Raw genomic sequence first — 26,027 nt, 5'->3', positions numbered from 1 at the left:
TAGCCGAGCAGCCACGAAACGTTATCACTGTTACGAGGTAGGTCGCCGGCGCCGCCGCGCTGCCCATCCGTGGCGCGTGGAAGGCGGGAAAATTCCCGCCGTTCAGACCAGGTTGCGCAGCTCCCGCAAGGCCACCGACAGCATCGCAAGGTCGCCACCGGGCGAGTCGCGCAGTTCGGCCAGCAACCGTTGCGCGCGCTCCAGCGCCTGCCGGTTGTCGTGTTCCCACTGGTCCAGCACCTGCGCCGCCGGCCCGTCGTGGTGCCCCACCGCTTCCAGTGCGATCGAGCGTTGCAGGTCCGTCAGGTCGTCGCCCAGCGCCAGCTTGGCCAGGTTGGCCCAGAAGCTTTCGGCCGGCAGCAGTTCGATCTGCTGGCGCATGCGGTCCAGCCCCAGGCGGTCGCCCACACCCGTGTGAACTTCGGCGGTGTGTTCCAGTGGCCGCTTGGCGCTTTCGGAGATGTCCGCGATGTCCAGCGCATTGAACAGGCCCTCGGCCGCATCCACTTGCGCCGCCAGGGCCTCAGGCACCCCGGCCTGCACCCAGCTCGCCGTGCGTGGCGACTGCGCCGACTGGGCTTCCAGCCGCGGGCGCAAGGCCTCGACCGCCGGGGCGAAGCGCTTCACCTGCAGCTCGGTCGATTCGAACAGCCGGCGCGAGCGCAGGAACCAGGTGGTGGCCCGCGACACCAGGCCGCGCAGCGCGATCACCATCTCGGCCTGGGTCGCGTCGGGCACCTGGCTGTCCAGCGCCTCGATCTTCTGCCACAGGCCGACCAGCCCGAACACCTCGCGTGCCGCCAGATAAGCACGCACGATCTGCGACGGCGTCGTGCCGGTGATCTCCATCAGCCGGTGCGTGAAGGTGGGCCCCACGCGGTTGACCATGCTGTTGAGCACGTGCGTGGCGATGATCTCGCGCTTGAGCGGGTGGCGCGGGATGTAGGCCGCGAACTTCTCCTTCAGCTTGGAAGGAAAGTAGCGTTCCAGCGCCGTCGCCACCCATGGATCTTCCGGCAGGTCGGAGTCGATCAGCTCGTCGTTCAGCCACATCTTGCTGTACGCCAGGAGCACCGCGCGCTCGGGATTCGTCAGGCCCAGGCCCTTGGCCTTGCGCTCGGCGATGGTCTCCTCCGACGGCAGGTACTCGATCTCGCGATTGAGCTGCCCCTGCTTTTCCAGGTAGCGCATGAAGCGCGCCTGCTCGTCCAGCTGGCGCACGGCCAGCCGGCCGCCGATCGACAGCGCCTGCGTCTGGAAGTAGTTGTCACGCAGCACCAGCGCGGCCACGTCGTCGGTCATCTGCGGCAGCAGCGTGTTGCGCTGTTTCTGCGTCATCTCGCCGTCGGAGACCGCGATGTTCAGCAGGATCTTGATGTTGACCTCGTGGTCCGAAGTGTCGACACCGGCGGAGTTGTCGATGGCGTCGGTGTTCACCTTGACCCCGGCGAGCGCCGCCTCGATGCGGCCGCGCTGCGTGAAGCCCAGGTTGCCGCCCTCGGCGATCACTTTGCAGCGCAGCTCGCTGCCGTTGACCCGCAGCGCGTCGTTGGCGCGGTCGCCGACGTCGGCATGCGTTTCGGTGGAAGCCTTGACGTAAGTGCCGATGCCGCCGTTGTAGAGCAGGTCCACCGGCGCCTTCAGGATGGCGGAGACCAGCTCGGTGGGCGTCAGCTGCTCGGCCTCGATGCCCAGCGCGGCGCGCGCCTGCGCCGACAGCGGCACCGACTTCTCGGAGCGCGCCCAGATGCCGCCGCCTTCGGAGATGAGCCTGGCCTCGTAGTCGGCCCAGGAGGAACGCGGCAGCTTGAACAGGCGCTCGCGCTCGTCGTACGAGGCGGCAGGGTCCGGTGAGGGGTCGATGAAGATGTGCCGATGGTCGAACGCGGCCAGCAGCTTGATGTGCGGCGACAGCAGCATGCCGTTGCCGAAGACGTCGCCCGACATGTCGCCGATGCCGACGACCGTGAAGTCGGTCGTCTGCGTGTCGTGGCCCATCTCGCGGAAGTGCCGCTTCACGCTTTCCCAGGCGCCGCGGGCCGTGATGCCCATGACCTTGTGGTCGTAGCCGAGGCCGCCGCCGGAGGCGAAGGCATCGCCCAGCCAGTGGCCGTATTCCGCGCTGACCGCGTTCGCGAAATCGGAGAAGGTCGCGGTGCCCTTGTCGGCGGCGACGACGAGGTAAGTGTCGTCGCCGTCGTGGCGCACCACCTGCGGCGGCGGAACCGTCTTGCCCGCCACCAGGTTGTCCGTCAGGTCCAGCAGGCCGCGCAGGTAATCCTGGTAGCAGGCGATGCCTTCCTTCATGAACGCCTCGCGGTCGCTCGCGGGGGGCGCCTTCTTCAGCACGAAGCCGCCCTTGGAACCGACCGGCACGATGACGGTGTTCTTCACCATCTGCGCCTTCACCAGTCCCAGCACCTCGGTGCGGAAATCATCCGGCCGGTCCGACCAGCGCAGGCCGCCGCGCGCCACCCGCCCACCCCGCAGGTGGATGCCTTCGAAGCGCGGCGAATACACGAAGATCTCGTAGAGCGGCACCGGCTTGGGCAGGCCGGGCACCTTGGCCGAATCGAACTTCATGCTGAGGAAGCTGCGGCGCGGGCCCGCCGCGCCCGAGTGGCCGGTGCCGGTGCGCCAGAAGTTGGTGCGCAGCGTCGCCTGCACCAGCGCCAGCAACTGGCGCAGCACGCGGTCTTCCGTCAGGTTGCTGACTTTTTCCAGCGCCTTTTCCAGTGCGTTCACCTGGGCGAAAGCGCCGGCGTCGTCACGCTTCTCGGGGTCGAAGCGCAGGCGGAACAGTCCCACCAGCATGCGCGCCAGGCGCGGATGCGTCGCCAGCGTCGTGGTGATGGTCGCCTGCGTCTGCGGGAAGCCGATCTGCCGCAGGTACTTGGCATACGCGCGCAGCACCACGATCTCTTCGGCCGACAAGCCGGCGAGCAGGACCAGGCGGTTGAAGTTGTCGTTCTCCACCTCGCCCCGGAACACGCGCGCGAAGGCGTCCTCGAACAGGCGCGCCAGGGTCTGCTGCTCGATCTCGGCGGCGGGCTGCGCCTGCAGCTCGAAATCGTGGACGTAGACCGCGGCCGCCTCATCGTCGCTGGCGGCAATGCGGTAGTTGGCCTCGCCCAGCACGCGCACGCCCATGTGCTCCAGCATCGGCAGGCTGTCCGACAGCACCACGGGCGCGCCCAGGCGGTAGACCTTCAGGCCGAGCGTGCCCGGCGCGGCACCCAGTGGCCAATAAAGCGCCAGCGCCAAGGAATCCTCGGGCGTCAGGCCGTTGAATTTGCGGATGTCGTAGACGGCGGCGCGGGCCGGCACCTTCTCCCGGAAGGACAAGGGGAAGGCGGTGCTCCAGCGGCGGTCCAGCGCCAGCCCGGCGGCCTCGCCTTCGCTGTCCACCAGGGCTTCGCGCAGGTCGTCTTCCCAGCGGCGGGCGGCGGTGGCCAGCTTGCGCTCGATGTCCTTGCGGTCGAAGGCGGGCATCTTGCCCGGCGCCACCCGCACCGTGAAGTGGACGCGGGCCAGCTTGGTCCCCGACAGCAGCACGTCGAACTCGACGCTGGACCCTTCCAGCGTCTGCATCAGGATGCGCTGGAACTTGAGCCGCAGGTCGGTCGAATACGACTCGCGCGGCATGAAGATCAGGCAGGAAACGAAGCGTTCGAACGGGTCGCGCCAGGTGAACAGGCGCAGCCGGTGCCGCTCGCCCAGCGCCAGCACGCCCATGGCCGTCTCGTACAGATCGTCCTCGGGGATCTGGAACAGGTCGTCGCGCGGATAGGTCTCCAGCGTGTGCTGCAGTGCCTTGGACAGGTGGCCGCCCGGGGCCAGGCCGGCGCGCTGCGCCACCGCGGCCACTTTCACGCGCAGCAGCGGTGTTTCATCCACGCGCGCGGCATAGGCGGTGGAGGTGAAGAGGCCGATGAAGCGATGCTCGCCGATGACCGCGCCGTTGTCGTCATAGCGCTTCACGCCGACATAGTCGGTGTAGCCGTCGCGGTGGACGGTGGAGCGCGTGTTGGCCTTGGTCACCACCAGCAGCGGCAGCGGCGCGCGCGCCTGGGCCCGCGCGGCGATGGGCAGGGCTGCGAAGCTGGCGGACACGGTCTCCGGCTTCTCGGCCTTCAGCACGCCCAGGCCGGTGCCCGGCACGGGCCGCAACGACGTGTCGCCGCCCTCGGCCACCAGGTCGTGCCGGCGGTAGCCGAGCAGCGTGAAGTGTTCATCCGAGAGCCATTGCAGGAAGGCGCAGCTTTCGGCGACTTCGGCGGACGGCACGCTGGTGGGCGTGCGCGCCAGCTCGTCGATGGCTTCGTGCATGCGCGTCAACATCGGTTGCCAGTCCGCCACCGCGGCGCGCACGTCGGCCAGCACGCGTTCGATGCCCGCGGCCAGCGCGGCGCGCTTCGCCGGGTCGACGATGCGGTCGACCTCGATGTACATCCACGATTCGCGCGGCAGGTCCGGCGCTTCCCCGCGCGGGCGGATCGCCTTCAGCATGCCCTTGTCGTCGCGCTCCACCGCGTAGATCGGGTGGATGATCAGGTGCAGGCTCAGGCCGTGCCGGCTGATCTCCATGGTGACCGAGTCCACCAGGAAAGGCATGTCGTCGTTGACGATCTCCACCACGCTGTGGCGCGAACCCCAGCCGTCCTCGCCGGTCGAGGGGCTCAGCACGCGGACCTTGGGCACGCCCGGCGAGCGCTGCGAGCCGAACTGCCAGTGCGACAGCAGCGCCCCCAGCAGGTCGTCGGCGGTGCGCTCCGTCAGGTCTTCGATGTCGACCTGGCGGAAATACTCGTGGGCGAAACTGGCGATCGGCTTCTTGTCGGCCGCGGCCTGGCGGTTGGCCGCCAGCGCCAGGACGGCTTCGACGCGCTCGCCGCGCTGGCTTTCGGTGTTGTGCATGTTGTCGTCTCTCCTCCGGAACGAGCCGCGCACTGTAGGCGGGCGGGGCGGCGCGGGCCAATGCCGTTTGCTTATGCGCATCCGGCATGACCCACCCCCGTCCCGCGTGCGAAGCTTGGCGGTTCGACGGTGCGCCGCTACGCAGATTCCCGTACTAGGGTTTTCCCGGCACGCGCCCTACAATCGCAACCCTTCAAGAACAAGCGGCCAGCTGCCGACACGGTAAGCTGGCGACCAGGAGACTGCATCCATGCCCCCCAGCGAAGAGGTCACCGCGGCCGACAAGCGCGCCGAACTGCGCCAGGCCGCCCTCGAATATCACGAGTTCCCCGTCCCCGGCAAGATCGCGATCGCCGCGACCAAGCAGCTGGTCAACCAGCACGACCTGGCGCTCGCCTATTCGCCTGGCGTGGCCGCGCCTTGCGAGGAGATCGTCAAGGACCCGGTCAACGCCTTCAAGTACACGGCCCGCGGCAACCTGGTGGCCGTGATCACCAACGGCACCGCCGTGCTGGGCCTCGGCGACATCGGCCCACTGGCCTCCAAGCCGGTGATGGAAGGCAAGGGCGTCCTCTTCAAGAAGTTCGCCGGCATCGACGTGTTCGACATCGAGATCGCCGAAAAGCACGACCTCGACAAGCTGGTCGACATCATCGCGTCGCTCGAGCCCACCTTCGGCGGGATCAACCTGGAGGACATCAAGGCACCGGACTGCTTCTACGTGGAGCGCAAGCTGCGCGAGCGCATGAAGATCCCGGTCTTCCATGACGACCAGCACGGCACCGCCATCTGCGTGGGCGCGGCCATCCTGAACGGCCTGAAGGTCGTGGGCAAGGACATCCGCAAGGTCAAGCTGGTGACCTCCGGCGCCGGCGCCGCCGCGCTGGCCTGCCTGGGCCTGCTGCTCAAGCTCGGCCTGCCGCGCGAGAACATCTTCGTCACCGACCTGGCCGGGGTGGTCTACCAGGGCCGCAAGGAGCTGATGGACGAGGACAAGATCCAGTTCGCCCAGAACACGGATGCGCGCACGCTGACGGAGGTGATCGAGGACGCCGACGTGTTCCTTGGCCTGTCGGCCAGCGGCGTGCTGAAGCCCGAGATGGTCAAGAAGATGGCGGCGCACCCGCTGATCCTGGCGCTGGCCAATCCGAATCCGGAAATCATGCCGGAAGAGGCCAAGGCGGCTCGGCCCGACTGCATCATCGCCACCGGCCGCACCGACTACCCGAACCAGGTCAACAACGTCCTGTGCTTCCCGTACATCTTCCGTGGCGCCCTGGATTCCGGCGCGACCACCATCACGGTGGAAATGGAGATCGCGGCGGTGCACGCCATCGCCGACCTGGCGCAGGCCGAACAGAGTGAAGTGGTCGCCGCGGCCTATGCCGGCGAGCAGCTGGCTTTCGGCCCCGAGTACCTGATCCCCAAGCCCTTCGATCCGCGGCTGATGATGAAGATCGCACCGGCGGTGGCGCAGGCGGCGGCCGACAGCGGCGTCGCGCTGCGTCCGGTGAAGGACATGGACGCCTACCGCGAGAAGCTGCAGAGTTTCGTCTACGCCTCCGGCACCACCATGAAGCCGATCTTCACCGCGGCCAAGGCGGCGGCGAAGAAGCGCGTGGTGTATTGCGAAGGCGAAGAGGAGCGCATCCTGCGCGCGGCCCAGATCGTGGTGGACGAAAGCCTGGCGCGGCCCACGCTGATCGGCCGGCCACCGGTGATCGCCGAGCGCTGCGAGAAGTTCGGCCTCCGGCTGAAGGAAGGCCGCGACTATGACGTCGTGAACACCGAGCACGACGAGCGCTACCGGGATTTCTGGCAGACCTATCACCGCATGACGGACCGCAAGGGCATCACGGCGCAGATGGCCAAGATCGAGATGCGCCGGCGCCTGACGCTGATCGGCGCGATGCTGCTGCACAAGGAGCAGGTCGACGGGATGATCTGCGGCACCTGGGGCACGGCCCCGATGCACCTGCACTACATCGACCAGGTGATCGGCAAGCGCGCCGGCGTCGCCACCTACGCCTGCATGAACGGGCTGATGCTGCCGGGCCGGCAGGTGTTCCTGGTGGACACCCACGTCAACTACGACCCGACCGCGGAGCAGCTGGCGGAGATCACGGTGATGGCGGCCGAGGAAATGATGCGCTTCGGCCTGCGGCCCAAGGCGGCGCTCCTCAGCCATTCCAACTTCGGCAGCAGCTCGCAGCCCAGCGCCGTGAAGATGCGGCAGACGCTGGAACTCCTGCGGATCCAGGCGCCCTGGCTGGACGTGGACGGCGAAATGCACGGCGACGTGGCCCTGGACGGCGACGCCCGCAACCGCATCATGCCGCGCAGCACCCTGGCCGGCGACGCGAACTTGCTGGTGCTGCCGAACATCGATGCAGCCAATATTTCTTACAATTTGCTCAAGACGGCGGCCGGCGGCAACATCGCGATCGGCCCGGTGCTGCTGGGCGCGGCCAAACCGCTGCATATCCTGACTGCGAGCACCACGGTGCGCCGCATCGTGAACATGACAGCATTGACCGTGGCGGATGCCAACGCGGCCCGTTAAGGCTTTTTTAGACAGCTGGCACTAACTTTTTTGCCCCCTGGGGGCGCCGGAATGGCCTTGTTCGCTGCCCAAAAATTGGGCACGCGCTTGCCTTTTGCGCACACATGCGTCACACTACCGGCCTAGATTTTTGCGGGTTTACCCGGGGCTGAAAGGCCCTCGCGAGACCCGCGATTGCATTCCAGAAGGTCTCCCCAGAAGGTCCGGTTCATGGCCCGTTTGATGGCTGGTTTTGTGGCTGTCAAGTTTGCGCTCACTAGCTGCTTGCTGGCAGTCGCGGTTGCCACGGTTCCGGTGCAAGCCAAGGGGCCGCCGGCCACGGCGACGATCGCAGTGGCCGAACTGCCGCGACAAGGCCGGGAGACTTACGAGCTGATCCGCCAGGGCGGACCGTTCCAGTACGACAAGGACGGCACGGTGTTCGGCAACCGGGAGCGTTTGCTTCCTGCCGAGAGGCGCGGCTTCTACCGCGAATACACCGTGCGGACACCAGGATCGCGTGACCGGGGCGCCCGGCGCATCGTGTGCGGAGGGCCGGCGAGGGCCCCGCACGCCTGTTATTACACCGCTGACCACTACGCCAGTTTTCGAAAGATCGTCGAGTGAAACCCAGATGAAGCGGGACCTTTTTTTGACTACCGAGAAAGATACGGAGATGGAAACACCACTTCGTTCCACTGAACGACCGGATGCCCTGAAAGGCGTCCGGACCAACATCGTGCAGAGCATCCGGGCGTTCCGCGTCTCGGACCTGCAGGAGGCCGCGACCGCGCTCGGCCAGCATTTCCTGTATGCCAACCTGGCCACGGCCCAGAGCAAGCAGGACGTGCTGGACATGATCGCCCAGCAATTCACCTTCCCGTCGCACTTCGGCAAGAACTTCGACGCGCTGTACGACTGCATGACCGACCCGTTGCACAAATCGGGCCCGCAGCCCGGTTTCATCGTGGTGCTGGAGCACATCCCCGCGAACGGCAAGTTCGACAAGGAAGCACGCGAGCAGCTGCTCGACATCTTCCGCGACACCGCGGATTACTGGGCAGACAGGAAGGTCCCCTTCCGATGCTTCTATTCTTTTCCGTAGCCCGTTCCGCGCAACAAGGCCAAGCGGAACGGGCGGTAGAGGCCCAAGGCGATTCGGCACCCGTGCCCCTCGCCTCCACGACGACGGACGGGGGCGAGAAGATGCCCACGGACAAGCTGCTGGATGTTTCTCCGCTCGCGTTGCGGATGAGCAGCCCATTCAACGCCGGCTACTGGCTGGCGGCGGCGTAACCCACGCGTGTCATTCCTGCGCAGGCAGGAATCCAGGAGAAGCCCCGCGATGCGGGGCTTTTTTCATGGCGGCAGCGACGGCCAGGTACTCCTCCACCGGCACTTCCTCGGCCCGCCGCTGCACATCGAACGCCCCTTCGAAGCCCTTCTCCTCCAGCCACCTCCCCAGCGTATGCCGCAGGATCTTGCGGCGCTGGCTGAACGCCACGCGCACCAGCTCCGACAACAGTGCAGGATCGACGCTCGCCGGCGCCGCGCGCGGCACCATCCGCACCACCGCACTGTCCACCCGCGGCGGGGGATCGAACGACTCGGGCGGCACGAACAGCACGCTCTCCATCACGTAGCGCCACTGCAGCATCACCGACAGCCGCCCGTAGTCGCTGCTCGCGGGCAGGGCCACCATGCGGTCCACCACTTCCTTTTGCAGCATGAAGTGCTGGTCCTCGATGTGGTCCACATGATCGAGCAGGTGGAACAGGATCGGGCTCGAGATGTTGTACGGCAGGTTGCCGGCCACCCGCAGCGTGGGCGCACCCAGCCGCCCGGCCAGTGCGCCGAAGTCCACCTTCAGCACGTCCGCCTCGACCACGTCCAGCAAGGGGTGCTGGCGCAGCCGTGCCGCGAGATCGCGGTCGAGCTCCACCACCGTGAGCCGGCCGAGCCGCTCGACCAGGGGCTGCGTCAATGCCGCCAGCCCGGGACCGATCTCCACCATGGCCTGGCCCGGCCGCGGGTCGATCGCCCGCACGATCGCGTCGACGATGCCCGCATCGGCCAGGAAGTGCTGGCCGAACCGCTTGCGCGCGATGTGCTTCATGCGGGGCCGCTCACCGCGGCGGTCATTGCGGCGGTTCGCGGAACTCCACGTAGGCCCGCCCGCGCACCTCGCGCGCCCAGGTCGCATAGGCCTCGTCGAGCTTGCGTTCCCGCACCAGGTTGCGCACCACGTCGCGCTGCTCCTTCTGGCTCAGCGTGGACTGCCGGCGCTCCTGCAGCTGGATCAGGTGCACGCCGAAGCGGCTGACGATCGGGTCGGCGATCTGGCCGGGCGTGAGCGAGTTCATCACCTCTTCGAACTCCGGCACGAACATGCCGGGGCTGGTCCAGCCGAGGTCGCCGCCGTTGCGCGCGCTCGCGTCCTGCGAGTTCTCGCGTGCCAGCTGCGCGAAGTCGGCCTGGCCGGCCTGCACGCGGCGCTTGAAATCGGCCAGCTTGGCGCGCGCCTGCGCCTCGGTGGTGCGGCCGTCCGGCCGGATCAGGATGTGCCGCGCGCGGCTCTGCGTGACGCTGACGCCCGGAGTGCCGCCCTGGCGCCGCTCGATCACCTTGACGATGTGAAAGCCGGCAGCGGAGCGGAAGATGTCGCTGATGCCGCCTTCGCGCACGTCGCGCGTGGCGTCCACGAACAGCGGCGGGTAACGGTCGGCGGTCCGCAACCCGATCACGCCGTTCGAGGCCGCGGCGCCGGCGGCTTCGGAGTTCTCGCGTGCGAGCCGCGCGAAGTCCTCGCCGGCGCGCGCGCGCTCCAGCAGGCGCTGGGCCTTCGCCTGCAGCGGGGCCAGCTGGGCCGGCGTTGCGTTCTCCGGCACCGCCACCAGGATGTGGGCCAGGTTGATCTCGGTCAGCGCCGGATCCCCCGCGCCCTGCTGCTGCTCGCGCAGGAACGCGTCAATGTCGAGGTCGGTCACCTTGACCCGCGCCTCCAGCTCGCGGTCCCGCAGGCGCTGCAGCAGGATCTGGTTGCGCAGGTCTTCCCGGAACTGGGCGACGTTGATCCCGTCGGCCGCCAGGCGCCGGCGCAGCTCGGCCACCTCGACCTGGTTCTGCCGTGCCACGTTCAGTTCCGCCTGGTCGACGTGGGCGTCTTCCGCCTTGATGCCGGTCTCGCGCGCCAGCTGGAGCTGGGCCTTCTCGATGATCAGCCGCTCCAGCACCTCGCGCGTCAGCTGCGCGCGCGGCGGCATCGGCGAGCCCTGCTGCGCGAGCTGCTGCTCGTAGCGCAGCAGGCGCAGCCGGACTTCGTTGTTGGTGATCGGCTCGGAGTTGACCACGGCCACGATGTAATCCGCGGGCCGGGGGCCGGCGGGCGCGGATCCGAAGCCCGGGGGCTGGCTGCCGCCGAACAGCGGCGTCGGGCGCAGGCCCTGGGCGGCCGCGGGCCCGCACAGCGCGGCCAGCTGGGCGGCGCAAGCGAGGCCCAATGCCAGGGAGCGGAAGGTCGGTTTAGTCATAGTTGCTGAAGCGGCTGGGCGTGCGGACCTGCTCGCGCAGGAACTGGTAGCGGGGGATATTGTCCTTGAGCGACTGCAAGGCATTGGACCCCAGGCGGGTGAAGCCCAGGAACTCGAGCTGGAACAGCACGCGCTTGTTGGATTGCTGGGTGCCCGCCTGCAGGCGCTCGAACACGATGCGGCCCAGCCAGCAACCCGCATCGTATTCCAGGCCCACCACGGCATCCACCACGCGCCGGTCCTTCATGCTGTAGTTCAGCCGGCCCACGCTGTACCAGCGGCCTTCGCCCTCGCCCATGCCAGGGCCGAGGTTCTGGCCGCGGTCGCCCCACAGGTCGTTCAGCGGCCACTGCCAGCCCAGGTCGAGCTGCTCGCTGGAGCCGCGCTGCAGGCGGTAGGCCGCACTCACCACCCGATAGTTGCCGGGGCTGTAGCGCCCGCCGATGGTCGAGCGGATCGAGCGGCCTTCCTTCGGGTTGTACTGGATGGTCGAGTCGACCGTCCATTGCGGCACCCAGTTGACCGAGGCGCCGAACAGGATGTCCGACAGGCGCTCGCTCACCGGCGCCCCGCCGGGCAGCGTCACCCGCTGGTCCTTGAAGCGGACGCGCTGGGCGACGCCGAAGCGTGCCGCTTCCGCGCCGGTGTCGGGGTCCAGCAGGCGCGTGGTGAGCCCGAGGGTCAGCAGGTTGTTGTCGGCGATGCGGTCATGGCCGCCGAACGCGTTCTCGGTCCAGATGGTTGCGAAGTTGAAATCGTGCGCGGCGGAGTCGTAGTTGGGCAGCGCATTCTGGTCGCGGAACGGCGTGTACACGTAGAACGCGCGCGGCTCCAGCGTCTGGCGGAAGGCGCGGCCGAAGAAGCTGGCGTCGCGCTCGAAGACGAGGCCGCTGTCCAGGCTGGCGGTGGGCACGGTCACACTGGCGCTGCCGGCGCCGGTCGCGATCGGCGTATCGAAGTCGTAGTGCCTCGCGTGCAACTGCACCTTGGGCGTGACGAACCAGCCCGGCGCCTGCCACGGCCGGCTGACCTGCGCATAGGTGAAGGTGCGCCGCGCATTCGGTTGGCCGTTGAGCGTGCCGTCCACGCTGAAGCGCGTGTGGTCCGTTTCGATGCTGGTTTCCAGGCCGCCCCAGAGATTGGACTTGCTGTAGCGGCCGATCAGCTGGGGCGCCCGGTCGTACGGCGGCACGATCGGCGCCGACAGGTCCTGCAGCGTCTGCCACTTGGTCGCGCGCGCCACGAACGAGAAATCGCCGCGGCCCCACGACACCGAACCCTCCCCGGCGAGCAGGCGCTGGGTCAGGCTGACACCGCTGCGCGAGAAGTCGCGCCAATAGTTGTCGTCCGAGACCCGGTTGACGTTCAGGTTGAGGCCGACGCCGCCGATGCCCGCGGGCAACTGCAGGTACTGGTCGTGCCGCACGCTGTAGCCCCAGCGGTCGCGGTCGCGCAACCGGTCGTTGGGCAGGACGTTGGCCCGCCAGGTGCCGCTGTAGAGAGGCTCCAGGTAGCGCGCTTCGCCGGCCAGGTCGACGCCGCGCTTCGACATCAGCGTCGGGTAGAACGTGGCATCGCGGTTGGGCGCGATGTTCCAGTAATAGGGCACCGTCAGCTCGACGCCGCTCACGTTGTCGAGGCCGAAGGTGGGCGGCAGCACGCCCGACTTGCGCGCGTCGCTGAGCGGGAAGCTCATGGCAGGCACGGGCAGGATCGGCAAGCCCATGAAGCTGAGCACCGCGCCCTCCGCGTGGCCGACCTCGGTTTCCTGGTCGATGCGGATGCTGGACGCGCGCAGGATCCAGTCCGGCAACCAGCTCGGCCCCGGCTTGCGCTGGCAGGTGGTGTAGGTGGCGTTGCGGATGATCGCGCGCTTGTCGTCGATGAAATCGATGCGGTCCGCCTCGCCATAGGCGTTGTTCTGCAGGAACCGGTAGCGCGGCTCGTTGAAGAAGCCCTCGAAGGCATCGATCTTCAGGTCCAGCAGCGGCCCCTCGAAGACGGTGCCCGCCTTGTTGATGCGCACGTCGCCGCTGGCGCGCGCCCGGTCGGTCGCCTGGTCGTACTGCAGCTTGTTGGCGCGCAGGATCGTGTCGCCGCGCCGCAGTTCGGCGTTGCCTTCGATCTCGGTTTCCAGGTCGGTCCGGCCGCGGATGCTGTCGCCGCGCACGAAGGTGGGCAGCTGGTCGCGGGTGGGGGCCGGGATGTCCTCGCGCAGCGCCGGGCTGGGCTTGAGGCTGGGCGAGGGTTCGGCGGCGGGTTGCGGGCGAGCCTGCGCCACATCGGCAGCCGGCTGCGCCTGCACCAGGTTCGGCTGCAGCAGGCCGGCCACCACCAGCGCCACCGGGCTCAGGGCAAAGCGGGCGCGGGACGCCTTGGATCGCAAGTCGTGCATCGGGGCAGGGGTTCACGACCCGCCGGCAAGCCGGGCGGGCCAGGTTGGATTTGTAGAATCGATTATCCATGAGCGATTCCACGCCGCCGCGCGCCCCGTCCATCTCCGTCCCCTGGGCCGACCCGCAGCGCGAAGCCGCCTTCCATGCCTGGCTGGCCGGGATTGCGCCGACGCATGGCCTGGTGCCCGCCAGCCTGCGCCCCGCCTCGGCCGACGCCAGCTTCCGGCGCTACCTGCGCCTGGATGGGCAGGGCGGCAGCTTCATCGTGATGGATGCGCCGCCGGCCCTGGAGGACTGCCGGCCGTTCGTGCAGGTGGCCGAGCGGATGGCGGCCGCCGGCCTGCTGGTCCCCCGTGTGCTGGCCTGGGACGAACCGCTGGGTTTCATGCTGCTGGACGACCTGGGCGACCGCACCATGATCGAGGTGGTGGATGCCGGCCGGCCGGCCGCCAACCTGCCGCTCTACCAGCGTGCGATCGACGCGCTGATCGGGTGGCAAGCGGCTTCGCGGCCCGGCACCCTGCCCGCGTACGACGCGCCGCTGCTGCTGCGCGAGCTGTCCCTGTTTCCCGACTGGTACCTGCAGCGCCATCGCGGCATCGCGGTGGAAGGGGCCGTGCGCGAGACGCTGGACCAGCAGTTCCGCCTGATCGTGGAGCGCAACCTCGCCGCGCCCGCCGTTCACGTGCACCGCGACTTCATGCCGCGCAACCTGATGATCCCGCGCGATCCGGCGGAGAAGCGCCTGGGCGTGCTCGACTTCCAGGATGCCGTGCACGGCCCCATCACCTACGACATCGCCTGCCTGATGCGCGATGCCTTCCTGAGCTGGGACGAGGAGTTCGTGCTCGACGTCACCGTGCGCTACTGGGAGCAGGCGCAGAAAGCCGGCCTGCCGGTGGACCGCGATTTCGGCGAGTTCTACCGCGCGGTGGAGTGGATGGGCCTGCAACGCCACCTGAAAGTAGCCGGCATCTTCGCGCGGCTCACGCTGCGCGACGGCAAGCCGAAATACCTGGCGGACGCGCCGCGCTTCATCGGCTACATCCGCGCCACGGCCAGCCGCTATCGCGAACTGGGACCCTTGGCGAAGCTGATCGACGAGGTCGAGGGCACGGACGCGGTCAGCGGTTACGCCTTCGGCCGGGTCTAGCCCATGCCGCGCTTCCACTGCCCCACGCCGCTGGCTGCGGGGCTGGTGATCGACCTGCCCGCCGGCGCCGCCCGCCACGTCCAGGTGCTGCGCATGCAGCCCGGGATGGCGCTCACGCTGTTCGACGGCCGCGGCGGCGAATACCAGGCGGTGGTGGAGCAGATGGGCCGCAGCGACGTGCGCGTGCAGGTCGGCGCGCATGACCCGGTCGAGCGCGAGCCGGTCCGCGCCGTGCACCTGGCCGTGGGCATGCCCGCGAACGAGCGCATGGACTGGCTGGTGGAGAAGGCGGCTGAACTCGGCGCGGCCAGCATCCAGCCGCTGCAGGCGCAACACAGCGTGCTGCGGCTGCAGGGCGAGCGCGCGCAGAAGAAGCAGGCGCACTGGCAGGGCGTGGCGGTCGCGGCTTGCGAGCAGAGCGGGCGCAACCGGGTGCCCACTGTGCATCCGGTGCGCGCCTTCAACGAATGGCTGGCGTCGCAACCGGCGCCGGGCTGGATGCTCTCGTTGCGCGATGGCGCCGTGCCGCTGGCGCAAGTCAAAGCCTCTGGCGAGGTCACCCTCCTGAGCGGTCCGGAAGGCGGGCTCGCCCCGGCGGAGGAAGACGCCGCCATCGCGGCCGGCTGGCGGCCCGCGCGGCTGGGCCCAGCGGTGCTGCGCGCGGAGACGGCGCCACTGGCTGCGCTCGTTCTCCTTACACTGGCCCCATGAACCGCAACCTCTGGCTGCTCGCCGGCCTGCAGGGCCTCTTCCTCACCAACAACGTCACCTTCATCGCCATCAACGGCCTGGTGGGGCTCGCGCTGGCGCCTTACGCATGGATGGCCACGCTGCCGGTGATGGGTTATGTGGTGGGCGGCGCCGTCTTCACGGGGGTGGTCGCACGCACGCAGGCGCGGCTCGGGCGCAAGCGCTCCTTCCAGATGGGGCTGGCGGTCGCCATCGCATCGGCGCTGCTGTGCGCCTTCGCCGCGGTCACGCGCAATTTCTGGCTGCTCTGCTTCGGCACCGTGGTCTCCGGTTTCTATGCCGCCAATGCGAGCCTGTACCGCTTCGCCTCGGCCGAACTCGCGGCGCCGGCCGCGCGCGAGAAGGCCGTGTCCCTGGTGATGGCCGGTGGCCTGCTGGGCGCCATCGTCGGGCCCAACCTGGCGGCCATGACGCGCAATGTCAGCGCCGTGCCCTTTGCCGGCGCCTATGTCGCGCTCGCGGGTGTGGCGCTGCTCGCGTTCGCCGTGCTCGCCTTCATCGAGTTTCCGCCGGTGCCGGTCAAGCAGGCCGGCGACCCCGGCGGGCGGCCGCTGACGGAGATCATGCGCCAGCCGATCTTCGTGGTCGCCGCGATGTCGGGCGCGCTCGGCTTCGGTGTGATGAACCTGCTGATGGCGGCGACGCCGCTGGCCATGCAGCAATGCGGCCTGCCGTTTTCGGACGCCGCGCTGGTGCTGGAGTGGCACGTGATCGGCATGTTCGCACCCGGCTTCTTCACCGGTCATTTGATCAAGCGGTTCGGCGCGCTGCCCATCATGGGCGTGGGCGTCGCGCTCAACTTCGCCTGCATCGCGATCGCGCTCTCCGGCGTGGACCTGCACCAGTTCCTGGCGGCGCTGTTCCTGCTGGGAGTGGGCTGGAACTTCCTGTTCACCGGCAGCACCACGCTGTCGCTCTCGGCCTATGCGCCCGAGGAGCGCGACCGCGCCCAGGGTGCGCTCAACTTCTTCGTGTTCGCGACGCTCGCGGTGTCGTCATTGGCCTCGGGCGTGCTGGTCACCACGCAGGGCTGGACGCTGTTGAACTACGGCTCGCTGGTCCCGGTGGTGGTGACGGCGGCGGCGCTGGTGTGGCTGGCGCTGCGCGCTAGAAACGCGCGTCCAGCCACTGCCTGAGCGCGGCGTAGACGGGCGCGGCCATGTCGGGCGGCTCGTTGAGGATCTCGTGGTACAGACCCTCGAAGCAGTGGGACGTGACCACCTGCCCCGGCGCCGCCGCCGCAAAGGCGCGGCTGCCGGCCGGGTCCACCAGCTGGTCGGCGCCCGCGTACAGCAGCAGGGTCGGCACTTTCCAGTGGGGTGCCTGCGCGATCACCTTGGCGCCGCCGTCGGCGATGAACAGGCCCAGCCGGCCCGAGACGCGGTCGTGCACCAATGGATCCGCCTGGTACGCGGCCACCACCTGTGGGTCATGCGAGATCAACTGGGGGTCGAGTCCGTTGCCGACGGTGAAATTGGGTGCGATCTTGGGCACGATGGCCAGCAGCAGTTTCTGCAACGCGGTGGTGCGGGTGCCGAGCGCGGGTGACGACAGCACCAGCGCATCGACCTGCATGATGCCGCGCGCCACGAAGCGGCTGGCCACCAGGCCGCCCATGCTGTGCCCCAGCAGCACGACCGGGATGCCGGGCATGCGCTTGCGCGTGCTTTCCACGATGTCGGCCAGGTCGTCGAGGAAGCGGTGCTTGCGGGGCAACGCGCCCCGCACGCCGCCGGATTCGCCGTGGCCGTACTGGTCGTAGCTGCGGACGGCGTAACCCCATTCGTTGAGCCGGCGCGCGACATGGTCGTAGCGGCCGGCGTGTTCGCCCAGCCCGTGCACGATGATGACGAGGGCGCGCGGGCGCACGTCCTCGGGCAACGGCCAGTCCTGCACGGCGAGGTTGTCGCCGTCGCTGGCGGTGTAGGTCGTCAGGGTGGAATCCGGGGGGTCCTCGCTCATCAAGGCGCGATCATGACCCGCCCGCGTGGACTGTCAATCCCCGCGACTGGGGTTGACAGTCCGCTGTGCGCTAAGTCACACGAATAAAAATCAGGGCAGCTGCGCCATCACCTCGGCGACCGCCGCGGTCAGCCGCTTGGCATAAGGCACGTGCAGGAACTCGTTGGGGCCGTGCGCGTTGCTGCGCGGGCCGAGCACGCCGCACACCATCATCTGCGCCTTCGGAAAGCCCTGGCTCAGCATGTTCATCAGCGGGATCGTGCCGCCCTGGCCGATGTAGCCCACCGGCGCGCCGAAGTGCGCCTGCGATGCCGAGTTCAGCGCGCGTTCGAACCAGTCGGTGGTGGCCGGTGCGTTCCAGCCGGTGGCCGCGCCGTTCGCCGTGAAGGTCACCTTGGCCTGGTAGGGGGCGTTGTCCTCCAGCAGCGTCTTCAGCTCATCCACGGCTTGCGCAGCATCCACCAGGGGCGGCAGGCGCAGGGAGAGTTTGAATGCGGTGTAGGGGCGCAGCACGTTGCCGGCGTCCTGCAGGGCCGGGAAGCCTTCGGCGCCCGTCACCGACAGCGTCGGCGTCCAGGTGCGGTTGACCAGGGCCTGCACGGGGTCGGTCGTGGTGGGCAACGCGAATGCGGTGGAACCGCCGCAGTCGGCGTGGGCCCAGGGGAAGCGCTTGTAAACCTCGTCGCCCAGGATCTTCGCGGTGGCCTGCGCCTGGGCCAACCGGTCCGCCGGCATGTCGCAATGGAAGCTGGCCGGCAGCAGCCGGCCCGTCTTGCTGTCTTCCAGCCGGTCCAGCACTTGCCGCATGATCCGGAAGCTCGATGGCACCAGGCCGGACGCGTCGCCGGAATGCACGCCTTCGGTGAGGATTTCCACCTTCAGCGTGCCGCCCGCCAGCCCGCGCAGCGACGTCGTCAGCCACAGCTGGTCGTAGTTGCCGGCACCCGAGTCCAGGCAGATCACCAGTGCGACGTCTCCCAGGCGGTCGCGCAGGGCGTCCACGTAGGGCAGCAGGTCGTAGGAGCCCGATTCCTCGCAAGTCTCGATCAGGCCCACGATGCGCGGATGCGGCGTCTTCTGCGCCTTCAGCGCCTGCACGGCCGCAACGCTCGCGTAAACCGCGTAACCGTCGTCGGCGCCGCCGCGGCCGTACAGCTTGCCGTCCTCGTACTTGGGCGTCCAGGGGCCGAGGTCGTTGCGCCAGCCGGTGAATTCGGGCTGCTTGTCCAGGTGGCCATACATCAGGATCGTTTGCGTCGACCCGGCCTTGGTGGCCGGCACCTCGAAGAAGATCACCGGCGTGCGGCCGGGCAGGCGCACGACCTCCAGCACCAGGCCTTCGACCTTCTGCGCCTCGACCCAGGCGGCGGCATTGCGCAGCACGGTGTCGATGTGGCCGTGCTGGGCCCAGTCCTTGTCGAAACCGGGCGACTTGGCCGGGATCGCGATGTAGTCGGTGAGCTGGCGGACGATGTCACGGTCCCATTGGTCGGTGACCTGGGCCAGGGCGGCGGCGCTGTCGAGCAGCGTGGGGGGCATTTCGCGGTGCAGGGGGGCGTTCATGCCCCGCACTCTACGCCGCGCGACGGCGCTCGGCTAGGATGCAGCGGCTTTCCCAATGCCGTTTCATGGTCAAGTTTCTCGTCCTCGCACTTTTCTATGGCGATCACCCCGAGCTGGCCCAGCGCTGCGGCCAGACCTTGCGCGCGCTGCGGAACACCGGCCAGGTGGACTTGGCGGTCGGGCTGAACGAGGTGTCGCCCCGGTCCCGCGCGGTGCTGGACGAACTCCTGCCGGACGTGGAGACGGAATCCGCCGATCCGCAGATCTACAAGTGCCCCATGATGCGCCGCCTGCTGGCTGGCTACCGCGGGGATGCCACGCACCTGATGTGGTTCGATGACGATTCCTGCCTGCAGCCCGGGGTGCAGGCGGCGCCTTGGCTGCGTGCCGTGACGGCCCGGGCCGAACACGCCCCCGCGTTGGGCGCGCTGTACACGCAGCACCTGACGCCGGCCCAGCGCGACTGGGTGCGGCAGCAACCCTGGTTCACGGGCCGGGAGGTGCCGGAGACGATCCTGTTCCCAACCGGCGGCTGGACCGTCGTCCCGCTGGATCTGATTCGCCGCTTCGACTGGCCCGGCGAGGCGCTGGGCCACAACGGCAGCGACCTCGTGCTGGGCGCCCTGCTGCACCAGCAGGGCCTGGAGCCGCAGGCCTTCCGCATGGGCCTGGCCATCAACGCCGACGCGCAGCTGCGCGAGTCGGAAGCGCCGCGCCGCGGCTATGTCGAAACCCCCGACCAGCACACCTGGGGCACCTGGAGACCGGAACCATGAACCCGCAACTTCGCGTCGGCATCGGCGGCTGGACCTTCGAGCCCTGGCGCAACAACTTCTACCCGCCCGGCCTGGCGCACGCCAAGGAGCTGACCTATGCCAGCCGCCAGCTCACGGCCATCGAGGTGAACGGCACCTTCTACAGCACCTTCAAGCCGACGACCTTCGCCAAGTGGCGCGACGAGACGCCCGAAGACTTCGTCTTCTCGTTGAAGGCGCACCGCTTCACCACGCACCGCAAGGTGCTGGCGACGGCCGGCGAGGGCATCAACAATTTCATCGGCAGCGGACTGGCCGAACTCGGCGGCAAGCTGGGCCCCATCGTCTGGCAGTTCATGCCGACCAAGGCCTTCGACGCCGAGGACACGGCGGCTTTCCTGAAGCTGCTGCCGCGCGAGGTGCAGGGACGCGAGTTGCGCCACGTGCTCGACGTGCGGCACCCGAGCTTCGCCACGGAGCAGTATCTCGACCTGTTGCGCGCGCATGGCTGCACCACCGTGTACACCGACTCCGACAAGTTTCCCGGCATCGCGCACGCACTGAGCGAGCTGGCCTACCTGCGCCTGATGCGCAGCCGCGCGGAGCTGCCCACCGGGTACCCGGAAAGCGAGCTCGCGACCTGGGTCCAGGGCGCGCAGGAATGGGTGGGGCAAAGCGGGCGCCACCAGGCGTTCGTGTTCTTCATCAACGGGGCCAAGGAGAGGGCGCCGGCGGCGGCGCAGGCGTTCCTGAAGATGCTTCAGGCATAGGCCCACGCCGACAGCCGGGGTCGGCCGTCTCCGACGCCCCGTAGCCCAGCCGTGTGATGCACTGCATCGCATGTTCGACCTGGAAATCCCCGTCTGGGAACTGATGGTTCGCGCAGCGGCGGTCTACCTGGCCGTGCTGGCGATGGTCCGCATCACCGGCAAGCGCACCGTGGGCCAGTTCACCCCGTTCGACCTGCTGGTGGTGATGCTGATGTCCGAGGCCGTCGGCGACTCGCTGCGTGGCGGCGACAAGTCACTGGTGGGCGGGCTGATCGCCTGCGCGGTCCTGGTGGCGCTCGACATGGGGATCGCCGTCTTCACCACGCGCAGCCGCAAGGCCGACGCGGTGCTGCAGGGCACGGCCGTTCTCATCGGACGTGATGGCGTCATCTACAAGGACGTGCTGAAGAAGGAGCGCGTGCCCGAGTCGGACGTGGAGAAGGCGCTGCGTGGCGCCGACTGCCAGGTGGAGGAGATGCGCATGGCCGTGCTGGAGGTGGACGGCACCATCAGCATCCTGAAGCAGCAGGGCTAGAACCCGCGCGCCTAGTCATTTTCGCGGCTCTGCCAGCGGCGCAGCCAATCCAGGCCCTGGCTGGTCCCGCCCGCGGCGGCGCCGCGCGCGGGCCGGTACTCGCAGCCGACCCAGCCCTGCCAGCCGCTCTCCCTGGCGACTTCGTCGATCACCGAGAACAGGTAGGGGTAGTTGACCTCGCCCAGGTCGGGCTCGTGCCGCGCCGGCACGCCCGCGATCTGGAAGTGCCCGACGCGCCCGGTGGGCAGGTACTGCCGGATCTTGCTGGCCACGTCGCCTTCGACGACCTGGCAGTGGTACAGGTCCATCTGCACCTGCAGGTTCAGCGCGCCGACCTCGGAGAGCAGCTCGTGCGCATGGTCCTGCCGGTTCAGGAAATAGCCCGGAATGTCGCGCGTGTTGATCGGCTCGATCAGGAGGGCCACGCCCTGCCGCGCCGCCAGGCCGGCGGCCCAGCGCAGGTTGGCGAGGTAGGTCGCACGCATCGTCGCGCGATCCATCCCTTCCGGCACCAGCCCGGCCATGACGTGCAGGCGGGGGCAGGCGAGCGCTTCCGCGTACTCCAGCGCCTTCTCGACACCGGCCCGGAACTCGGCCTCGCGGCCCGGCAGCGCGGCCAGCCCGCGTTCCCCGGCCTGGAAGTCGCCCGGCACCGTGTTGAACAGGACTTGCTGCAGCCCGTTCGCCTTCAGCCGGGCCGCGAGCTCGGCGGCCGGGTGCTCGTACGGGAACAGGAATTCCACGCCACGGAAGCCATCGCGCGCGGCGGCCTCGAAGCGGTCCAGGAAAGCATGCTCCGGATAGAGCATCGACAGGTTGGCGGCGAAACGGGGCATGGCGAAAGCATACGCCGACATGGCCGCTTGACGCTTACGACCAACCGCTCACCCGCAACACCATCCCGACCACCGCGCAGCCCGCGATCACCGGGATCACGCCGATCTTGTAGCGCAGCAAGGCCACAGCCGCGGCCGCGGCGATCCCCAGTGCCACCCAGTCCACCGGCCAGCCGGCCGGCCGCGCATCGCGTGCCACGTGCACGAGGAAGAACAGCGCCAGGGTGGCGATCACGCCGACCACCGCCGCCGTGATGGCGGTCAGCGGCGCCGTGAACCCGAGCTTGCCGTGCGTCGCCTCCACCAGCGGGCCGCCGGCCAGGATGAACAGGAACGACGGCAGGAAGGTGAACCACGTGACCACGGTGGCGGCCAGCGCGGCGCCCAGGAACAGCGCGTCGGGGCCCAGCACCTGGCGCGTCCAGCCGCCGACAAAACCCACGAAGGCCACCACCATGATCAGCGGCCCGGGCGTGGTTTCGCCCAGCGCCAGGCCGTCCATCATCTGCGCGCCGGTCAGCCATTGCTGGTGTTCGACGGCGCCCTGGTAGACGTAGGGCAAGACCGCATAGGCGCCGCCGAAGGTGAGCAGCGCCGCCTTGCTGAAGAACCAGCCCATCTGGGCCAGCGTACCGTCCCAGCCGCCGTGCGCGACGAGCGCGCCCATCGGCAGCAGCCACAGCACGGCTCCCGCCAGCACGATGGCCAGCAGGCGGACGCGGCTGAAGCGCGCGTGGTCCGGCGAGGGCGTGTGGTCGTCGATCACGGCCGGGCCCCAGTCCTTGGCCGCCCCGCCGTGGTTGCCACCGGGCGCGAACTGCGCCGGCGCGAAGCGTGCGCCCAGCACGCCGGTCAGCGCCGCGGCCGCCACCACCCAGGGGAAGGGTACTTCGAGCACGGCGATCGCGACGAAGCTCGCCACGGCGATCGCCCACAGCAGCGGCACCTTGCGCGGATGCTTCAGCGTGCGGCTGCCGATGCGCCAGACCGCCTGCAGCACGATGGCCGCCACGGCGGGCTTGATGCCGTAGAACAGGCCAGCCACCCAGGTCACGGAGCCGAAGGCGACGTAGACCCAGCTCAGCCCGATGAGGATGACGAGCGACGGCAACACGAACAACCCGCCGGCCACGATGCCACCCCAGGTGCGGTGCATCAGCCAGCCGATGTAGGTGGCCAGTTGCTGCGCCTCGGGTCCGGGCAGCAGCATGCAGTAGTTGAGGGCGTGCAGGAAGCGCCGCTCGGAGATCCAGCGCTTTTGCTCGACCAGCTCGCGGTGCATGATCGCGATCTGGCCGGCCGGTCCGCCGAAGCTGATGAAGCCCAGGCGCAGCCAGAACTTCAGCGCTTCCGTGAAAGTGATGGGGCTCAGGACTGCGCTCATGCCGTAACCACCAGCTGGTGGGCCTGCCAGCGGTGCGTTTCGCCGCTTGCATCACGGCACCAGGCGTAGAGCGCGTCGTAGATCGGCATTGCCGCTTCGAGCATCGCGTGATCGTCCCCGGCATTCAGGTGCGACAGGCCGAGTGAGATCGCCAGCAGCCCGGCCGCCTGCGGCGCCAGCTTCATCCGGTCGGTGTCGGCTGCGCGCACGATGGTGGCCAGCGCATGCAGCGCCGGGTCTTCCAGCTCGAAGGCCGCGAGCAAGGCGTCGAAGCTGCCCTTCTCCCAGGCATGCGTGATCGGCGCATCGGGCACGTCGTAGGGCACGGCTTCCAATACGCGCGCCTGCGCGAAGACCTGTTCGGCGGGTACGTAGTGGAATTCGGCGCGTGCGTCGATGAAGCGGCGGATCAGCCACGGGCAAGCCACGCGCTCGACCTTCGGTCGCGCACGGGTGACCCAGCGCGAAGCCGCCTCGCCCGCCACGCCCAGGTCGGGGCGCTTGCGGATGCGCGGCAACGGGACGGCGCGCCAGGCTTCGACATCAGCCGCGGCATCGACGCCGGGTTCGCCGCCCTCGAAGCCACCGGCCAGCAGCCGCGCGTCCCAGCCGGCGGCGCGCAGGGTGCGCACCGCGTCCTCGCTCACGTTGTGGCCGTACACGCAATAGGCGATGGCTTCACCGGGCGGCTGGCTGGCGGCGAGCGCCGCCACTTCTTCGGGCGCGCAGTAGCGGGCGCCGGCGAGCAGGTGGCCGCTGGCGGCGAAACGCTCACGCCGGCGCACGTCGAGCAACAGCGGCGCGCCAGGGCGGCCCAGGCGGGAAGCAAGTTCGGAACGGGAAATGGATGGCAATGCGGTGTCCACGGGGAAAACTCCAACTGGGGAAGTTGCCAGCGCTTGGATGGGACACCATCTGCCTTGAAGGACCGGGAGGCTGTTGTTCCCGATGCCGCGATTCTAGGGCCTGTCGCTCAACCGCGTTCGAACTTGAACACCGCGGTGCTCGCCGTGAGGTTCGGCAGGAAGCGCCGTTCCCGCCCGTCCTGCAGGCCGAAGGCATCGAGGATCGCCAGCCGGTTCTTGGTGGCCAGCACCTCGAAGTCCTTGAACGTGCCGACGCGGATGTTGGGCGTGTCGTACCACTGGTAGGGCAGTCGCTTGGTCACCGGCATGCGGCCGCGCAGGATGGAGAAGCGGTTCGGCCAGTGCGCGAAATTGGGGAAGGTGACGATGCCCAGCTTGCCCACCCGCGCCGTCTCGCGCAACATGGTCTCCGCATTGCGCAGGTGCTGCAGGGTGTCGACCTGCAGCACCACGTCGAACGAACCGTCATCGAACAGCGACAGGCCTTCGTCGAGATTCAGCTGGATGACGTTGACACCGCGCTTCACGCAGGCAAGCAGGTTGTCGTCGGCGATCTCGATGCCGTAGCCGCTGCAGCCGCGCTCGCGCTGCAGGTGGTCCAGCAGCGCGCCGTCGCCGCAGCCGAGGTCGAGCACGCGCGAGCCCGGCGGCACCAGGCGGGCGATGGACTGGAGCGTCGCCGGATCGCTCATGGCTTGGCACCTTCGGCGGTGATCCGCTCGAAATACGAACGCACCAGCGCCAGGTAGCGCGCGTCTTCCAGCAGGAAGGCGTCATGCCCGTGCGGCGCATCGATCTCGGCGTAGCTGACGTCGCGGTTGTTGTCGAGCAGGGCCTTGACGATCTCGCGGCTGCGCCGCGGCGAGAAGCGCCAGTCGGTCGTGAAACTCACCAGCAGGAATTTCGCGGTGGCCGCCGCCAGCGCCTTGGCCAGGTTGCCGTTGGTGGCCCGCGCCGGGTCGAAGTAGTCGAGCGCGCGCGTGATCAGCAGGTAGGTGTTGGCGTCGAAGTACTCGCTGAACTTGTCGCCCTGGTGGCGCAGGTAGCTTTCGATCTGGAACTCGATGTCCTGCGTGGAGTACTTGAGATCGATGCCTTCTCGGAGTTGGCGGCCGAACTTCTCGTTCATCACGTCGTCCGACAGGTACGTGATGTGGCCGATCATCCGGGCGATGCGCAGGCCGCGCTTGGGGATCACGCCGTGCTCGTAGAAGTGGCCGCCGTGGAAGTCGGGGTCGGTGACGATGGCGCGGCGCGCGACCTCGTTGAAGGCGATGTTCTCGGCGTTCAGGTTGGGCGCGCTGGCGACCACCACGGCATGGCGCACCCGCTCGGGATACTGCAGCGTCCACGACAGCGCCTGCATGCCGCCCAGGCTGCCGCCCATCACGGCGGCCAGGCGCTGGATGCCAAGGCCGTCCAGCAAGCGGGCTTGCGCGTCGACCCAGTCCTCCACCGTCACCACCGGGAAATCGGCGCCGTAGACCTTGCCCGTGTCCGGGTTCACATGCATCGGACCGGTCGAGCCGAAGCAGGAGCCCAGGTTGTTGACGCCGATGACGAAGAAGCGGTCGGTGTCCACCGGCTTGCCGGGGCCGATCATCGTGTCCCACCACCCTTCGGATTTTTCCTGACCCGCGTAGACGCCCGCCACGTGGTGCGAGGCATTCAGGGCGTGGCAGATCAGCACGGCGTTGTCGCGCGCGGCGTTCAGCGTGCCGTAGGTCTCGTAGGCCAGTTCGTATTGGCGCAGGGACGCGCCGCTCTTCAGCGGGAGCGGCGCTTCGAACGGCATGGAACGCGGTGTGGCGACGAGGGACATGGAACCCAGATAAAAGAAAACCCGGCTTTGCTAAAGCAATGCCGGGCGGTTCCAGGCTGTCTTTAGCTGAATTTATTGAGCGCCCGCAAGCGAAGGCAAATCGGCGCTGGCACGAAGTATAGCGGGAGGTTTGGGCTTCGTAGGCTGGGTTGGGGGGGCGCCCCCCCCCCCCCCCCCCCCCCCCCCCGGGGGGGGGGGGGGGGGCCCCCCCCAAGACAGCAACGCCCCCCCCCCCCCCCCCCCCAA

At 68.7% G+C, this 26,027-nt stretch carries 21 protein-coding genes; 10 read left to right on the top strand and 11 right to left on the bottom strand.

What is annotated here, in order from left to right:
* Positions 1-102: 102 nt before the first annotated feature.
* On the bottom strand, positions 103-4,917 hold the full coding sequence (locus FN976_RS12835) for an NAD-glutamate dehydrogenase (RefSeq protein WP_145893434.1): 4,815 nt from the start codon (positions 4,915-4,917) through the stop codon (positions 103-105).
* A gap of 250 nt (positions 4,918-5,167) precedes the next feature.
* On the opposite strand from FN976_RS12835, the gene FN976_RS12830 reads away from it, so the two are divergent.
* From FN976_RS12830 to FN976_RS29470, 4 genes are all read left to right on the top strand, one after another.
* The gene (locus FN976_RS12830) at positions 5,168-7,480 is read left to right on the top strand and encodes an NADP-dependent malic enzyme (protein WP_145893433.1); all 2,313 of its coding nucleotides are present in this window, start codon (positions 5,168-5,170) and stop codon (positions 7,478-7,480) included.
* Positions 7,481-7,690: 210 nt separating this feature from the next.
* Positions 7,691-8,086, top strand: coding sequence for a guanyl-specific ribonuclease (locus tag FN976_RS12825; RefSeq protein ID WP_432417864.1), 396 nt, complete (start codon positions 7,691-7,693; stop codon positions 8,084-8,086).
* Positions 8,087-8,135: 49 nt separating this feature from the next.
* Positions 8,136-8,564, top strand: a complete 429-nt coding sequence (locus tag FN976_RS12820) for a barstar family protein (RefSeq protein WP_145893432.1) — start codon at positions 8,136-8,138, stop codon at positions 8,562-8,564.
* A 62-nt stretch (positions 8,565-8,626) separates the two neighbouring features.
* The gene (locus FN976_RS29470; RefSeq protein ID WP_255440385.1) at positions 8,627-8,755 is read left to right on the top strand and encodes a hypothetical protein; all 129 of its coding nucleotides are present in this window, start codon (positions 8,627-8,629) and stop codon (positions 8,753-8,755) included.
* A 10-nt stretch (positions 8,756-8,765) separates the two neighbouring features.
* Here FN976_RS29470 and rsmA read toward each other — a convergent pair whose 3' ends face one another.
* Genes rsmA through FN976_RS12805 form a run of 3 tightly spaced genes read right to left on the bottom strand, consistent with a single transcriptional unit; the run spans position 8,766 to position 13,384 of the window.
* A complete protein-coding gene (gene rsmA, locus FN976_RS12815; protein ID WP_145893431.1) occupies positions 8,766-9,575 on the bottom strand; it encodes a 16S rRNA (adenine(1518)-N(6)/adenine(1519)-N(6))-dimethyltransferase RsmA in 810 nt (269 codons plus the stop codon).
* 22 nt (positions 9,576-9,597) lie between these two features.
* Positions 9,598-10,989 carry a peptidylprolyl isomerase gene (locus FN976_RS12810; protein WP_145893430.1) on the bottom strand — a complete coding sequence of 464 codons (1,392 nt, stop codon included), beginning with the start codon at positions 10,987-10,989 and terminating at the stop codon, positions 9,598-9,600.
* Complete coding sequence (locus tag FN976_RS12805) at positions 10,982-13,384, bottom strand: LPS-assembly protein LptD (RefSeq protein WP_145893429.1); 2,403 nt, start codon at positions 13,382-13,384, stop codon at positions 10,982-10,984. The genes FN976_RS12810 and FN976_RS12805 overlap by 8 nt, the downstream gene beginning before the upstream one ends.
* Before the next feature lie 68 nt (positions 13,385-13,452).
* Here FN976_RS12805 and FN976_RS12800 point away from each other — a divergent pair, with 68 nt between their 5' ends.
* Genes FN976_RS12800 through FN976_RS12790 form a run of 3 tightly spaced genes read left to right on the top strand, consistent with a single transcriptional unit; the run spans position 13,453 to position 16,424 of the window.
* Positions 13,453-14,538 carry an aminoglycoside phosphotransferase family protein gene (locus FN976_RS12800; protein ID WP_145893428.1) on the top strand — a complete coding sequence of 362 codons (1,086 nt, stop codon included), beginning with the start codon at positions 13,453-13,455 and terminating at the stop codon, positions 14,536-14,538.
* A 3-nt stretch (positions 14,539-14,541) separates the two neighbouring features.
* The gene (locus FN976_RS12795; RefSeq protein ID WP_145893427.1) at positions 14,542-15,249 is read left to right on the top strand and encodes a 16S rRNA (uracil(1498)-N(3))-methyltransferase; all 708 of its coding nucleotides are present in this window, start codon (positions 14,542-14,544) and stop codon (positions 15,247-15,249) included.
* Positions 15,246-16,424 carry an MFS transporter gene (locus FN976_RS12790; protein WP_145893426.1) on the top strand — a complete coding sequence of 393 codons (1,179 nt, stop codon included), beginning with the start codon at positions 15,246-15,248 and terminating at the stop codon, positions 16,422-16,424. Before FN976_RS12795 ends, FN976_RS12790 begins: the two co-directional genes overlap by 4 nt.
* On the opposite strand, the gene FN976_RS12785 is transcribed toward FN976_RS12790, so the two are convergent.
* Positions 16,396-17,250, bottom strand: coding sequence for an alpha/beta hydrolase (locus FN976_RS12785; protein WP_145893425.1), 855 nt, complete (start codon positions 17,248-17,250; stop codon positions 16,396-16,398). The genes FN976_RS12790 and FN976_RS12785 overlap by 29 nt on opposite strands.
* 90 nt (positions 17,251-17,340) lie before the next feature.
* The gene (locus tag FN976_RS12780) at positions 17,341-18,813 is read right to left on the bottom strand and encodes a M20 family metallopeptidase (RefSeq protein ID WP_145893424.1); all 1,473 of its coding nucleotides are present in this window, start codon (positions 18,811-18,813) and stop codon (positions 17,341-17,343) included.
* A 65-nt stretch (positions 18,814-18,878) separates the two neighbouring features.
* Here FN976_RS12780 and FN976_RS12775 point away from each other — a divergent pair, with 65 nt between their 5' ends.
* The 3 genes from FN976_RS12775 (at position 18,879) to FN976_RS12765 (ending at position 20,873) form a co-directional block, all read left to right on the top strand.
* A complete protein-coding gene (locus FN976_RS12775; protein WP_145893423.1) occupies positions 18,879-19,589 on the top strand; it encodes a hypothetical protein in 711 nt (236 codons plus the stop codon).
* Entirely contained in the window at positions 19,586-20,338 is a 753-nt protein-coding gene (locus FN976_RS12770) for a DUF72 domain-containing protein (RefSeq protein ID WP_145893422.1), read from the top strand. The genes FN976_RS12775 and FN976_RS12770 overlap by 4 nt, the downstream gene beginning before the upstream one ends.
* A gap of 70 nt (positions 20,339-20,408) precedes the next feature.
* The gene (locus FN976_RS12765) at positions 20,409-20,873 is read left to right on the top strand and encodes a DUF421 domain-containing protein (protein WP_145893421.1); all 465 of its coding nucleotides are present in this window, start codon (positions 20,409-20,411) and stop codon (positions 20,871-20,873) included.
* Positions 20,874-20,884: 11 nt separating this feature from the next.
* Here FN976_RS12765 and otnI read toward each other — a convergent pair whose 3' ends face one another.
* From otnI to metX, 5 genes are all read right to left on the bottom strand, one after another.
* Positions 20,885-21,709 (bottom strand): 2-oxo-tetronate isomerase, encoded by an 825-nt coding sequence (gene otnI / locus FN976_RS12760; protein ID WP_145893420.1) that lies wholly within the window; start codon positions 21,707-21,709, stop codon positions 20,885-20,887.
* Between the two features lie 34 nt (positions 21,710-21,743).
* The gene (gene chrA, locus FN976_RS12755) at positions 21,744-23,093 is read right to left on the bottom strand and encodes a chromate efflux transporter (RefSeq protein WP_145893419.1); all 1,350 of its coding nucleotides are present in this window, start codon (positions 23,091-23,093) and stop codon (positions 21,744-21,746) included.
* On the bottom strand, positions 23,090-23,959 hold the full coding sequence (locus FN976_RS12750; RefSeq protein WP_145893418.1) for a chromate resistance protein ChrB domain-containing protein: 870 nt from the start codon (positions 23,957-23,959) through the stop codon (positions 23,090-23,092). Before FN976_RS12750 ends, chrA begins: the two co-directional genes overlap by 4 nt.
* Before the next feature lie 107 nt (positions 23,960-24,066).
* Positions 24,067-24,651, bottom strand: coding sequence for a methionine biosynthesis protein MetW (gene metW / locus FN976_RS12745; protein WP_145893417.1), 585 nt, complete (start codon positions 24,649-24,651; stop codon positions 24,067-24,069).
* Entirely contained in the window at positions 24,648-25,781 is a 1,134-nt protein-coding gene (gene metX / locus FN976_RS12740) for a homoserine O-succinyltransferase MetX (protein ID WP_145893416.1), read from the bottom strand. Before metX ends, metW begins: the two co-directional genes overlap by 4 nt.
* Positions 25,782-26,027 lie beyond the last annotated feature (246 nt).

This window comes from Caenimonas sedimenti (assembly GCF_007833165.1).
GTDB lineage: Bacteria > Pseudomonadota > Gammaproteobacteria > Burkholderiales > Burkholderiaceae_C > Ramlibacter > Ramlibacter sedimenti.
The sequence above is the reverse complement of the archived record's forward strand: the minus strand, read 5'-3'. Positions and strand labels throughout refer to the sequence as shown.

Coding starts and splice junctions, on each gene's coding strand:
- metX (WP_145893416.1), bottom strand. CDS start 25,781: ATGTCCCTCGTCGCCACACCGCGTTCCATGCCGTTCGAAGCGCCGCTC.
- FN976_RS12795 (WP_145893427.1), top strand. CDS start 14,542: ATGCCGCGCTTCCACTGCCCCACGCCGCTGGCTGCGGGGCTGGTGATC.
- FN976_RS12810 (WP_145893430.1), bottom strand. CDS start 10,989: ATGACTAAACCGACCTTCCGCTCCCTGGCATTGGGCCTCGCTTGCGCC.
- FN976_RS12820 (WP_145893432.1), top strand. CDS start 8,136: ATGGAAACACCACTTCGTTCCACTGAACGACCGGATGCCCTGAAAGGC.
- FN976_RS12765 (WP_145893421.1), top strand. CDS start 20,409: ATGTTCGACCTGGAAATCCCCGTCTGGGAACTGATGGTTCGCGCAGCG.
- FN976_RS12835 (WP_145893434.1), bottom strand. CDS start 4,917: ATGCACAACACCGAAAGCCAGCGCGGCGAGCGCGTCGAAGCCGTCCTG.
- chrA (WP_145893419.1), bottom strand. CDS start 23,093: ATGAGCGCAGTCCTGAGCCCCATCACTTTCACGGAAGCGCTGAAGTTC.
- FN976_RS12785 (WP_145893425.1), bottom strand. CDS start 17,250: ATGAGCGAGGACCCCCCGGATTCCACCCTGACGACCTACACCGCCAGC.
- FN976_RS12825 (WP_432417864.1), top strand. CDS start 7,691: ATGGCCCGTTTGATGGCTGGTTTTGTGGCTGTCAAGTTTGCGCTCACT.
- FN976_RS12805 (WP_145893429.1), bottom strand. CDS start 13,384: ATGCACGACTTGCGATCCAAGGCGTCCCGCGCCCGCTTTGCCCTGAGC.
- FN976_RS12780 (WP_145893424.1), bottom strand. CDS start 18,813: ATGAACGCCCCCCTGCACCGCGAAATGCCCCCCACGCTGCTCGACAGC.
- metW (WP_145893417.1), bottom strand. CDS start 24,651: ATGAGCGATCCGGCGACGCTCCAGTCCATCGCCCGCCTGGTGCCGCCG.
- FN976_RS12800 (WP_145893428.1), top strand. CDS start 13,453: ATGAGCGATTCCACGCCGCCGCGCGCCCCGTCCATCTCCGTCCCCTGG.
- FN976_RS12790 (WP_145893426.1), top strand. CDS start 15,246: ATGAACCGCAACCTCTGGCTGCTCGCCGGCCTGCAGGGCCTCTTCCTC.
- rsmA (WP_145893431.1), bottom strand. CDS start 9,575: ATGAAGCACATCGCGCGCAAGCGGTTCGGCCAGCACTTCCTGGCCGAT.
- FN976_RS12775 (WP_145893423.1), top strand. CDS start 18,879: ATGGTCAAGTTTCTCGTCCTCGCACTTTTCTATGGCGATCACCCCGAG.
- FN976_RS12830 (WP_145893433.1), top strand. CDS start 5,168: ATGCCCCCCAGCGAAGAGGTCACCGCGGCCGACAAGCGCGCCGAACTG.
- FN976_RS12770 (WP_145893422.1), top strand. CDS start 19,586: ATGAACCCGCAACTTCGCGTCGGCATCGGCGGCTGGACCTTCGAGCCC.
- otnI (WP_145893420.1), bottom strand. CDS start 21,709: ATGCCCCGTTTCGCCGCCAACCTGTCGATGCTCTATCCGGAGCATGCT.